Source organism: Sporomusa sphaeroides DSM 2875, assembly GCF_001941975.2.
GTDB lineage: Bacteria > Bacillota > Negativicutes > Sporomusales > Sporomusaceae > Sporomusa > Sporomusa sphaeroides.
Map to the genome: position 1 here is coordinate 4875043 of NZ_CP146991.1, position 12256 is coordinate 4887298.

Genomic DNA, 12256 nt, shown 5'->3' on the forward strand with positions numbered 1-12256 from the left:
GCGGAGGATATTTTGATGGCAACTAAACGCCCGTATGGCGAAGGAACGTTTTATTTTGATGAAGCAAAACAGTTGTATCGTGCAATGCTTGTTTCTCCGTCTGGTAAACGTTTAACTAAGGCATCTAAAAACGAAGAAATCGTGAAAGACTGGCTCAATGAGCAGCGATTATTAGTTGGCCGAAATCAACATGTTGATCCTATTGGTATAACCCTTTTGGAATGGGCAACATCCTGGGTAGACACATATTCGCGTCCCAATGTAAGGCAACGCACACATGAACGCAATTTGTCATTACTAAACCACTTGGAGCCCATTGCCGGAACAACTTTGCAAAAATTAACACCAACACAGATTCAAAGCTTGTATAATGATATGGCAGATGAAGGTTATGCTAGCGGGACTATAAAACATGTCCATAAGCTACTGAATGGTATATTAAAACAAGCCGTAGCCAATCGATATATAATGATTAACCCTCTCCAGCAAGGGGTTAAACCACCTCGCATAGTGCGTGATGAAATCGAAATATTTACAGTTGCAGAAATTGAATTACTTTTGCAATTAGCACAGCAAAATAATCCCCGCCTTTATCCGGCTTTACTTCTAGCAGTTACGACCGGTATGCGGCTGGGTGAGGTTCTTGGTATCAGATGGCAAGATATCGATCTAACCAATAGTACATTGCAGGTACGCCAAAGTTTACAAATGACTGGTATTGGGATCATCTTTGAACCTCCTAAAACAGAAAAAGGCAAACGGAAAATCCCGCTACCGCAACAAATGGTATTAGCGCTTAAAGAATATCGCAAATTATGGTCTGAAAGTAAAATTAAGCACGCGCATAATACCTGCAGTAAATGCAATACGACTGGTAAGCTCGTAGACGATGGCAACAAAAATATAATTTCTTATGAGTGTCCAAGTTGCGACCACGCATGGTTATATGCAAATGATTTGGTATTTGTATCAAATACCCATACCCCTCTTCACCCGAAAAACTTCACCGTTCGCTTTTGGCATAAACTCCAAACTGATGCTGAATTTCATATGAATGAATTTAAGCCTGAGCCATTACGAACTAAAGAAAAATATAAAGTAACATTAGAAAATTGCCGCATGCAAGCAGATTGGCAACAATTTAATCTAAGAAATTTCCATGCTTTGCGGCACACCTACGCCACCACCCTGCTGACCTCCGGCGTTCCAATTGTCGATGTATCCCGTGTTTTGGGACATGCCAAGGTATCTACTACCCTGGATATATACGGCCATGCTATACCGGAAAACTCAAAAGTAATTGCTGATAAAATTGCAAATGCGTTTCTAAAATAAAGAAAGACAGCCCCCGTAAAAGGGGCTGTCTTTTCGTCTATTTGCACACCATTTATTAAATCTGCACACCGATTGCACACCTAAATATAAAACGGGCTTCCGGAATCACCCGAGAACCCGCGATTTTACTGGAGCGGGCAACGAGATTCGAACTCGCGACCCACGGCTTGGGAAGCCGGTACTCTACCACTGAGCTACGCCCGCACATGTAATACATAGAAAATATAAGGTTATGAGCATTTTATTCCTTTAGGTCGTAAACAGTTACGGTTCAGGAAGCCGATGCTCTCGTTCTCATGAAGAATTATAGCATACATAAAGTCTTGACGCAAGGCAAACCATGTCGGTATGTGTTTAGCTCGTGATAATGTTACCTCGCGGATTATCGCGATAAATATCACTATGAAAGAGCGTCGACAACATTGAAGGCTGGTTATAGATAGGTTTTGAAAATGAGGTAACATTTTTGTCTTAGGTGCAATGAAGCTCTGATACACATGTCGTAAAGGAAGCCTCGTTTGCCTCTATTCCTTATTGTTGTCTGGCTTCATAGCAGGTTTAGCAATAAATGAAGTCTGTTCTGAAGCTTGTTTTACCTTTGCTTTGGCTTTATCTTCGACATTCTCAATTAGTACCATAATTGCCCTCATTACTCCTGCAGCAATAAATATGACTAAGAAGCTACTAGTAAGCGTCCAACCCGGAAAGCCTTTAAATATGCCGAGATATTCAAATAGCGGTAATATGCCATAAAAAATTAAACTCGAACCAATTAAATTAGCGACCCAAAACTGTTTCCAACTATTCGAGTATTGGTAAACCATCATAAAGGTAAGAGGGGTGACAGTCAAGTCATGAACAAATATGTCAGGTGCTATTGGAAATAAGCTAACGGCATAAACCCAACGCCCTAAATTGATAGCCATAACTACGTCCAGAATTACTCTTGAGACGGCTACCAGCGAACCATATAACAATAAAGTCTTAAGTCTTGCCTTATCAACCAATATCCACCAAAGAGTATACATGGTGATTACCAAGCCAACAAGCAACCACCAACGAGTCGTAAACACATTTTCTAACCAAGCCGCATAAACGATACTGTATTGTTCTAATCGTAAGTTATGAATTACATTTGTGTAGTCGGCCACTTTAACCCCTCGCTTTTATTCAGCATCCAAAATTCACTATTTTATGAACTTCACAAAAACGCCATATAGCATATGTCCTACACCTGAACCCGCTCGATACACTTCTTCATGCCCTCATTGTACATAAACAATATTTAGTATCTAAATACTAGGACTGAACTATTCATATAAATAAGTTTTAATTCTACCATTTTGGCTATTTGGGACATAGGATTTACATTTGTATTGCAATATCGCTTTTAACAGGAAATGTCCCCAATTTGTTGGACAGTATGATATACGGTCTACAAATTGGGGACATTTTAAATCAAAAGGTTTTTTATCTACACTCTCTATTGCTTACCCATTCTCATTTAAACCCGGACAATACTACCGGGGGCAAGACGATGATATTCCAGCGCTTCCCGGTCTGTCATGTCTTTGAAGTCTTTATAATAGCTGCCTACTGCGGCATATACATCCCGCTTGCCAATACACACAACCTCAACGTGTTCCTTTAGCAGCCCATTGATAGTATCAGTGGGAGCCACCGGTACAGCCACCGTTATGCTGGTGGGGTTCCACTTTTTAAGCCATTTGACGGAAGCCAGCATAGTATAGCCGGTAGCAATGCCATCATCAACAAGGACAATATCGCGATCCTTTACCTCATGATTTTTTATAAGCATAGCTTCGTAATTTTTACTCCGTTCTTCAAACACCTTGCGGGCTTCGGCAACGAGTTGGTCAAAATTCTCCTGCTTAACACCAATGCCGGTAACATATTGATTGTCATGAATCAAGCTGCCATCAGGCATAATGGCACCGATGGCTATTTTGGGGTTAAGCGGATGCCCAATCTTTTTAGCAACAAGAATACCCATTTTAGCTTGTAATTTTGCCGCAATGGGTGATGCCACCGCTATCCCACCACGGGGAACTGCCACTATATATGGTTTCTTCAAACTATGTGCGGCTAATTGTTCTGCCAGCATTTTCCCGGCATGAATACGGTCATCAAACATAGCTTCCCCTCCTTCTTATTCGTAATTATAGGATTTGTGGCTGCCGTAATTTTAATACAAAAAAAGCATCTGACTAAAATGTTTTTTTAGTCAAAATGCCTGTAAACAACTTTCGCATAGTGAAAAACGTCAAAATATATTAAAAGAGACCTTGCAATCGCAAGGTCTCTTTGTGGTGCCTCAGGGCAGAATCGAACTGCCGACACGAGGATTTTCAGTCCTCTGCTCTACCGACTGAGCTACCGAGGCATTTAAACAAGTGGCGACCCGGAAGGGACTTGAACCCTCGATCTCCGCCGTGACAGGGCGGCATGTTAACCACTACACCACCGGGCCTTGATTGACAGATATCATTATATCTTATGGGCTATTATTAGTCAAGCTTCTGTATACCCTCTTTTGGCTACCGGTTTCCCTTCTATTTTTAAAACATTTGCTCTTGATGTAAAATTCTAACAAGCAGATAAAGGGAAAAAGTTTATGATGACGAATATCTTTGATAGAATGCCACGGAGGCTAATATGGACGTTTTAACGCTATTAGAAATAGTAAGCGCTTTATCCTTTATCGCTATGACAGCCTATCTTACCGGTCGTAGCCGCTTTATTATGCGTTGCACCCATTATCCCTACCACCCGGCCAGTCAATTCTCCTTGATTGTGCTATTTTCCTTTCTGTCGATTATAGGCAATTACAGCACCCTGCCCTGGGGCGATCCGGTAGTCACGACACGCATGATCGGTATATTATTGGCCGGTCTGGCCGGTGGTCCGATTGCGGGAGTTTGTGTCGGTCTCATTAGCACCACATATCTGATTCTGGTAGAAAACGCAGCTTTAATTCCCGCCCTTTATATGATATTTGCCGGGACATTATCCGGATTGCTGCGGTTTCGCTTTAGCTTTCACCAGATTAAGCCCCTGACCGGAGCCGGAATTGCGCTATTTGTTGAATTACTTCAACTTATATTTAATACAATGCTTACCAATACCACAGCCGCGATGCTGTTATTTAATGTTAAGGCCGCCGTGTTTACTATGCTTGTCAGTATTCTTGGCGTATGGCTGTTTCTGTTCATTATCAATTGGATTGCAGCAGAACAGGATATTTACGGAGCACGGGCAGCGCAATTATCATTAGAAATTGCCAGTCGCACGCTCCCCTATCTTAGACTGGGTTTCAATACCCACTCAGCCACCGTAACGGCGCAAATCATCTACGAACTGACCGAGGCAGATGCAGTATCCGTTACCGGCAGGTATAAGCGGTTAGCCTTTGTCGGACAAGGAGCGGAACACCATAGGCCGGGTGAACCCATTCTCTCTACCGCAGTAAAGGATGCCATTGCCGATAAAACAATAAAAATTATTAATACACCGGCAGACCGGGGATGTCCTTATCCTGCTTGCCCGTTAAAAGCCGGGGTTGTGGTGCCGTTGTTTACCGGAAATAACATAGTTGGAACCATCGAGCTGGCTCGGACTAGTGGTGAATCGGTGTCAGAACTAGATATCCACATTGCGGATGGTCTTGCTAAATTGCTGTCCGTACAAATTCAACTGGCGGAAATTGATGAGCAGCGGAAAATGAGGGAAAAGGCCGAACTCAAAGCACTTAGGGCACAAATTAACCCTCACTTTCTCTTTAATACGATTAATATTATTATGTCCTTTTGCCGCACCGACCCGGATAAGGCCCGTAATCTGCTGGGGAGTTTGGCCACACTGATGCTGCGGGGCTATTCCAACCAGGACGAGCTGATAACACTGGAAGATGAGCTTGCGTCCATTACGGCTTATCTCGAAATTGCCAGATCCCGTTTCGGCGACAGGCTCGATATTGCCGTAAATATTGATGACACCGCTGCACTAGCCTTGATACCGGCCTTATCACTGCAACCGTTAGTAGAAAACGCTTTAAACCACGGACTCTTTCCCAAACTAGGCCATTGCCTGCTGGCAATGGAAGCCTATATTGAAGAAGATACGCTAATTGTTTCTGTTACAGATAATGGCATTGGTATTCCAGCACAAAAGTTAGAGCAAATCCAGGACGGTCATTCTGAAGGCGTCGGTATAAACAATGTCAATAAACGTTTAACCAGTCTCTACGGGTCAAAATATGGCCTGACAATAACTTCCCAGCCGCCGTTTGGTACCGAAGCCAGACTGTGTATTCCTTTCGTGCCTCAAATATCAACCGTTCAGGAGAAAGGAGTGTATCATGAAAACAAAAGCTGTGATTGTTGATGATGAACTGCCTATTTGCGATGAAATTGAATTTCTGCTAAGCCAGCAGAATGATGTTGAAGTATGTAAAAAGTTTACCAGTTGCATAGATGCGCTTGTTTATATTTTGGACAGAAAGCCCCAATTGGTGTTTTTGGATATCAATATGCCCGGTATGTCTGGTATGGAAATGGCGCAAAAGCTAAGCATCCTCCAGAATCCCCCCTATATAGTCTTCATTACCGCCTATCCTGAACATGCTGTCGAAGCCTTTAATACCCCGGCTGTCGCCTATATTACCAAACCTGTTACACAAGAAAAACTTGCCAAGGCATTAGCCAAAATCCGCAATCTGTCTGCAAAAGCTCCTCCGGAAAAAGGGACACTGACAGCAAAAGTCTGTGTCGTATCTGGTGATAAAATTGTGCCGCTAAATAAAAAGGATATTGTTTTTATTTATGTCAAAGACAAAAACGTTTACGTACGCACCCATACTAACGAGTTCTCAACAATGTTAACATTACAGGAATTTGATAACCTCTTGACTGAAACTAACTTTTTCCGCATCCACCGTCAATATGTAATTAACTTAGATGAAATACTGGAAATTACCCCTTGGTTTCACGGTTCCTATCTATTACGTATGAATGATTTCTCTAAACAGGAAGTGCCTGTCAGCCGCAACCGGGTAAAAGCCTTTAGGACAGCGCTTGGGCTTAAATAGATAGTGGCAAGGAGGTTTAGCCGTGGGATTAGGTCTGAAAGCTAAACTTACAGTGTTTGCTGTAGGAATAGCTTTATTGGTCTGTTTAGTGGCAAGCATTCTCATTATCAGGGATATGCAAATTCAGATTGAAACAGCGATGGCCGAAAAATCCAAATCAGATCTTGCCACCGCACTGGAAATTACCGATTATATGCTTCCCGGCTCCTGGCAGGTGAAAAATGGCGAATTATACAAAGGGCAGTATCGCATTAATGACAATACCGAGCTGGTAGACAAGATTGCCCGCTTAACAGATGATACGGTTACGATATTTTTAAATAATACCCGTGTGGCTACCAATATCATGCGGGACGGCACCAGAGCAACCGGTACAGTTGCTGCCGACTATGTTACCGAGACAGTGCTTACCAATGGCAATCTCTATATTGGAGAAGCGGAAGTTGTCGGCGAAAACTACCAGACTTGCTACGCCCCGCTTAAAGATGATTCCGGCAACATTATTGGCATGTTCTACATCGGCGTCTCGAAAAAATTGGCAGACCAGCTTAGACACAGCTTTACATCGATTGCAGTATTATCTGCTCGAATTGCCTTGCTGTTCGCATTGGCTGGCACCTGCTTTATCCCGTTGGATACCTGGTCAATCGGCTTTGACAATCGTCCTGTGCTCTGTTGGAAGAAAAACTCTACACATGGAAAAACGCCACGCTGATTGCGTGGCGTTTTTTAATCTTATAATCCTATATCTTACTTCACTGTTATTTCTTCTGTAGCTGCAATTTTGGCAGCTCCGCTTGATTCAAACTTTTTATTGCTAAGAGCCAAGGTAATGAGCAAGCCAAGGAACAAGAGTACCGCTGCCGCCACGAAGGTATACTGGGCAGCCTGATTAGCAAAATTATCTTTCAGAAAAGCTACGATTTGCGGACCAACGATACCGCCACAGCCCCATGCGGTAAGAATGGTGCCATAAACAATCGGCATCAGCTTCTGACCGAATACATCAAGGACAAAGGAAGGCATAGAACCAAATCCGCCGCCATAGCAGAGCAGGACATAGCAGACAAGTACACCAAAGACAATAGGATTGCTAACAAACAGCAAAGCAATAAATACCAGCAGTTGTGTACCGAGAATGAGACGGAATGTCTGAACCCGGCCGATTTTATCGGATAAACCGCCCCAGAAGAAACGGCCTACACCGTTAAAGATGGAACTAACGGCAATTAAGGTAGCACCGGCAGCGGCCAACCCGGCAATCACCTGCGGGTCTGACAGGGTGGCTGGATCCATAGTCTTTTTCAAAAGATCCTGTAATAAAGGAGATTGGAAACTGATAAACATAATACCTGCAATAATATTAAAGAAGAAAACAGTCCACATCATCAGAAATTTACCGGACATAATACATTCTCTCGCTGTAATTGCATCCTGCGAAGCTTGCGCTGACGCTGAAGTGGCCGGAGGGGTATAGCCTGGCGGCACGAAACCAGCAGGCGGATTAATCATGTAGTAACCTGCCGGTAAGGTAATGAAGAACATGACCGTACCTACATAAGAAAATACCAGAACAAGATTGCCACCTGTCATGCTCATAAAGATGGGAGCCAGAATTTTTGCCATAATGAGGGCGCCAAAACCAAAGCCCATAACTACCATACCGGTAATAAATCCCTTTTTGTCAGGAAACCACTTGGCAGCAGTTGCTACCGGAGTTACATAACCAAGACCCAAACCAATCCCACCAATAACACCATACCCGACATAGAGGAGTCCTAGGCTTTTGATGGAAAGCGCATAGGCAGCAATCAGATAGCCGAGACTGAATAAGAAACCGCCTGTCATGGCAAGCTTGCGCGGTCCGAATTTAGGAAGATTAATGCCGCCCCAGGCTGCAGCCAGCCCGAGAGAGAAAATGGCCAGGCTAAATGCCCAAGCTGCTTCGGAGTTAGTCCAATTGTTGGCATCCATAACTGGCTTTTGGAAAAAGCTCCAGGCATACACAGTTCCCAGGGCAACCTGCAGCAAGGTACCCATGATGGCTATCACCCATCGGTTTGGAATATTTTGTTTTTCTGTTCCCATAGTTCTTCTCTCCTTTACATAGTTCCATTGGTAATAGTAACTTTTGTTGTCAGCTGACATCGGAGCAAAGACGGTATTACAATAAAATGGTTTTGTGGCAATTGAGTATATACGAAATATTCGCATTACTTAAGCGACATGCTTCCGGCGCCGTGAAAGCTGCCACCCTATCAAATGAGACCTCTTTTACATTACTATTATAGCCACCATCAAAACAATCCCGCCACACTATCCTGCTGAACGGTATAAACTTCGCGCCGAAATGACCCATTTACCAACCGATGTGTCATTGTTTCTCAGCCTCGAATATTTTACCAAACAAAAAAATAAGCTTCGAGACTACTCAAAGCTTATTTTGTGGTGGGCGATGACAGGATCGAACTGCCGACATCCTGCTTGTAAGGCAGGCGCTCTCCCGGCTGAGCTAATCGCCCATAATTTGCAAAAGGAGGTTCTTCGCTTTCGCTCAGAACTAAGCGATTCGCACAGGTTCTGGTATCGCTTTCGCTCTCCAAAACCTGGCTCTCTGCTTATCACTCAGGTTCTCATTTCGCCTATCGGCTCGTGAGAACCTGGTTCGCTGCTTATGGTGACCCGTAAGGGAATCGAACCCTTGATACCGCCGTGAAAGGGCGGTGTCTTAACCGCTTGACCAACGGGCCATGAACAATTCTAACAAGGAATACTCTTCTTCACTACCGCTCAGAAGTAAGCGACTCACTCGGGTTCTCATTTCGCCTATCGGCTCGTGAGAACCCGGTTCGCTGCTTATGGTGACCCACGATGGACTCGAACCATCGACACCCTGATTAAAAGTCAGGTGCTCTACCGACTGAGCTAGTGGGTCGTCTTCACAAGATAGAATTATACAAGATACATATAGGCTTGTCAATAATATTTTCCGGAAAAATCGCAAAGTCAAAAAGAGATAACCCGCCAATGCAGGTTATCTCTTTTTGTTAATAGTTTAAAACATATCGGCAAGGATAATTGTCTGTTCGCGGCCAGGGCCAACAGAAACGATCCCGATTTTAATATCGGCAACCTCGCTCAGGCGTTCAATATAACGGCGGGCATTAAGCGGCAGCTCATCATAGCTTCGTACATGGCTTGTCGGCTCCTCCCAGCCTGGCAGTTCCTCATAGATCGGCTCAACCTGGGCAAGCACTTTAAGGCTGGCAGGGAATTCATTCAGGAGTTCGCCTTTATATTTGTAACCGGTGCAAATCTTGAGCGTCTTTAACCCATCAAGAATATCCAGACGGGTAATTGCCATATAGTCGATTCCGCTCACATAACCGGCATAACGCACTACGCAGGCATCCATCCAGCCGCAGCGGCGCGGACGTCCGGTAGTGGTGCCATATTCATGCCCCCGTTCCCGGATAGTGTCACCAACCTCATCAGTAAGCTCGGTCGGGAAGGGACCTTCACCAACACGGGTGGTATATGCTTTTACTACGCCAATAACCTTATGAATTTGGGTTGGCCCTACTCCGGCACCGATGCAGGCACCGCCGGCAATCGGGTGTGAAGAGGTTACATAGGGGTAAGTTCCATGGTCTAAATCCAGAAGGGTGGCCTGCGCGCCTTCAAACAGCACTTTTTTATCGTTTTTGATAGCCTGATGCAGCACAGCAGCAGTGTCTGTCACATAGGGTTTAAGCTGACGGGCATATTCCAGATACTCTGCTTTTACTTCTTCATAATCAAAGCCTTCTACCCCATAAACCGCTTTCAGCAGATGGTTTTTGGCTTCCAGGTTATATTCTAACTTAGAGCAGAATTCTTCCTCATCCATCAAATCAACCATGCGGATGCCGGAACGGGAATTCTTATCCATATAGCAAGGGCCGATTCCCCGCTTAGTGGTGCCGATTTTGCGGTCGCCGCGGGACTCTTCCTCCACTTCGTCAAGCAGACGGTGATAGGGCATGATTACATGGGCGCGGTTGGACACTTTAAGGGCCGAAGTATCGATGCCTTTATCCTGCATCCCTTTCAGTTCTTTAAGCATAACCGCCGGGTCAACCACCACGCCGTTGCCCACTACGCAGGTTTTACCTGAATATAATATGCCTGACGGCAATAAATGCAGCTTAAACTCATTGCCATTAACAACAACGGTATGACCGGCATTGTTACCTCCCTGGTAACGAACAACCACATCGGCCTTTTCGGCCAGGAAATCAACAATTTTACCTTTACCTTCGTCGCCCCATTGGGTGCCGATAACCACTACAGAAGACATAGGATCAATCCTTTCTCTTTCTTGTTAAAATATAAGGTAAACTAAAATTACCGGTTTGCTTTATAAGCCAAACCGGGCCATGATGGTATCTACATGTCTGAGATAATGAGAATATTCGAAGCACTCTTCAATCTCTGCCGGGGATAAATATTGTTTAATATCCGGGTCGGCAATTACATTGCTTTTAAAGTCGGCGCCTTCCAGCCATCTGGCCATAGCATTCCGCTGCACCCAGCGATAGGCCTCTTCCCTGACGGCACCTTTGTCAACAAGCTTTAAAAGCACCCGTTGACTGAAAATCAAACCGCCGGTTTTTTCAATATTGGCTTGCATGGCATCAGGATACACCAGCAGACGGTCTACAACATCGGTAAGAATTCTCAGCATGTAATCCACTAAAATAGTGCTGTCAGGCAAAATGACGCGCTCCACCGAAGAATGGGAAATATCCCGTTCATGCCATAACGGCATATCTTCCAGGGCAGCCAGCGCATTGCCGCGTACCACCCGTGCCAGGCCACTGACACGTTCACAGGTAATTGGATTGCGTTTATGCGGCATGGCTGAGGAGCCTTTTTGGCCGGGATGGAAATATTCTTCCGCTTCCCGGATATCAGTCCGCTGCAGATTTCTAATTTCAGTGGCAAATTTATCAAGTGAACCGGCCACAATAGCCAGAGTGGTCAAAAACTCTGCATGGCGGTCACGCTGAATAACCTGAGTGGCTAATTTAGCCGCTTTAATGCCCATTTGCTGGCATACATGGGTTTCGATATATGGATCAATATTGGCATAGGTACCGACAGCACCTGACAGCTTGCCAATAGCCACTGTCTCTTTGGCCCGTTTGACGCGCTCAATATTGCGTTCTGTTTCATCAAACCATAAAGCAAATTTTAAACCCAAAGTAAGGGGTTCGGCATGAATCCCGTGAGTACGGCCAATCATGACCGTATATTTATGTTCAGCCGCGCGGCGTTTTAAGACATCGCGAAGTTTAACAAGGTCGTCAATAATAATATCTGCCGCTTGTTTCATCATGACACCTAAAGCAGTGTCTTTAACATCACTTGAGGTTAAGCCCATATGAATGTACTTGGCAGGATCGCCCACATTCTCGGCAACCGCCTGCAAAAATGCCAAAATATCATGACGGGTTTCCTTTTCGATTTCGCGGATACGTTCAACCGAAAACTTAGCCTTTTCCTTAATAACAGGTACAGCCTCTGCGGGTATTTGCCCCAGCTTAGCCATAGCTTCGCAAGCAGCAATCTCAATCTCCAGCATCGTCTGAAACTCATTTTGGTCGGTCCAGATATGTCCCATTTCAGGATAAGTATAGCGTTCAATCATGATAACACTTCGCTTTCCGAACTGTTCTCCCGTTTTAGCAGCCAGTCCAATTTATTTTAAATCATTAAGACCATACGCAAAAACAACTCAGCCTAGTTTTTCCCTTTTTTCCCTTGTTTATC

At 44.4% G+C, this 12256-nt stretch carries 9 protein-coding genes and 6 tRNA genes; 4 read left to right on the top strand and 11 right to left on the bottom strand.

Features of this window, described 5'->3' with window-relative positions; all coding sequences use genetic code 11:
- Positions 1-15 precede the first annotated feature (15 nt).
- Positions 16-1335 (top strand): tyrosine-type recombinase/integrase, encoded by a 1320-nt coding sequence (locus tag SPSPH_RS22665; RefSeq protein WP_075756433.1) that lies wholly within the window; start codon positions 16-18, stop codon positions 1333-1335.
- A gap of 129 nt (positions 1336-1464) precedes the next feature.
- Here the strand turns inward: SPSPH_RS22665 and SPSPH_RS22670 are convergent.
- From SPSPH_RS22670 to SPSPH_RS22690, 5 genes are all read right to left on the bottom strand, one after another.
- Positions 1465-1539: transfer RNA gene (locus tag SPSPH_RS22670), tRNA-Gly, on the bottom strand.
- Between the two features lie 320 nt (positions 1540-1859).
- On the bottom strand, positions 1860-2486 hold the full coding sequence (locus SPSPH_RS22675; RefSeq protein ID WP_075756434.1) for a CBO0543 family protein: 627 nt from the start codon (positions 2484-2486) through the stop codon (positions 1860-1862).
- A 353-nt stretch (positions 2487-2839) separates the two neighbouring features.
- Entirely contained in the window at positions 2840-3490 is a 651-nt protein-coding gene (locus SPSPH_RS22680; protein WP_075756435.1) for a phosphoribosyltransferase, read from the bottom strand.
- 173 nt (positions 3491-3663) lie between these two features.
- Positions 3664-3739 (bottom strand) — tRNA-Phe (locus tag SPSPH_RS22685).
- Positions 3740-3750: 11 nt separating this feature from the next.
- A tRNA-Asp gene (locus SPSPH_RS22690) sits at positions 3751-3826 on the bottom strand.
- Positions 3827-4011: 185 nt separating this feature from the next.
- Here SPSPH_RS22690 and SPSPH_RS22695 point away from each other — a divergent pair.
- From SPSPH_RS22695 to SPSPH_RS22705, 3 genes are read left to right on the top strand one after another with little or no spacing between them, the layout of a single operon-like run.
- On the top strand, positions 4012-5739 hold the full coding sequence (locus tag SPSPH_RS22695) for a histidine kinase (RefSeq protein WP_075756436.1): 1728 nt from the start codon (positions 4012-4014) through the stop codon (positions 5737-5739).
- Positions 5714-6442 carry a LytR/AlgR family response regulator transcription factor gene (locus tag SPSPH_RS22700; protein ID WP_075756437.1) on the top strand — a complete coding sequence of 243 codons (729 nt, stop codon included), beginning with the start codon at positions 5714-5716 and terminating at the stop codon, positions 6440-6442. Before SPSPH_RS22695 ends, SPSPH_RS22700 begins: the two co-directional genes overlap by 26 nt.
- Positions 6443-6464: 22 nt before the next feature.
- Positions 6465-7157, top strand: coding sequence for a cache domain-containing protein (locus SPSPH_RS22705; protein WP_075756438.1), 693 nt, complete (start codon positions 6465-6467; stop codon positions 7155-7157).
- 35 nt (positions 7158-7192) lie between these two features.
- Here SPSPH_RS22705 and SPSPH_RS22710 read toward each other — a convergent pair whose 3' ends face one another.
- The 6 genes from SPSPH_RS22710 to purB all read right to left on the bottom strand — a co-directional run bounded on the left by SPSPH_RS22710 (position 7193) and on the right by purB (position 12134).
- Positions 7193-8530, bottom strand: a complete 1338-nt coding sequence (locus SPSPH_RS22710) for an L-lactate MFS transporter (protein ID WP_075756439.1) — start codon at positions 8528-8530, stop codon at positions 7193-7195.
- 358 nt (positions 8531-8888) lie between these two features.
- A tRNA-Val gene (locus tag SPSPH_RS22715) sits at positions 8889-8964 on the bottom strand.
- A gap of 153 nt (positions 8965-9117) precedes the next feature.
- Positions 9118-9192: transfer RNA gene (locus SPSPH_RS22720), tRNA-Glu, on the bottom strand.
- Positions 9193-9301: 109 nt separating this feature from the next.
- Positions 9302-9377, bottom strand: a tRNA-Lys gene (locus SPSPH_RS22725).
- 120 nt (positions 9378-9497) lie between these two features.
- Positions 9498-10781, bottom strand: coding sequence for an adenylosuccinate synthase (locus tag SPSPH_RS22730; RefSeq protein ID WP_075756440.1), 1284 nt, complete (start codon positions 10779-10781; stop codon positions 9498-9500).
- A 60-nt stretch (positions 10782-10841) separates the two neighbouring features.
- Positions 10842-12134, bottom strand: a complete 1293-nt coding sequence (gene purB, locus SPSPH_RS22735) for an adenylosuccinate lyase (protein WP_075756441.1) — start codon at positions 12132-12134, stop codon at positions 10842-10844.
- Positions 12135-12256 lie beyond the last annotated feature (122 nt).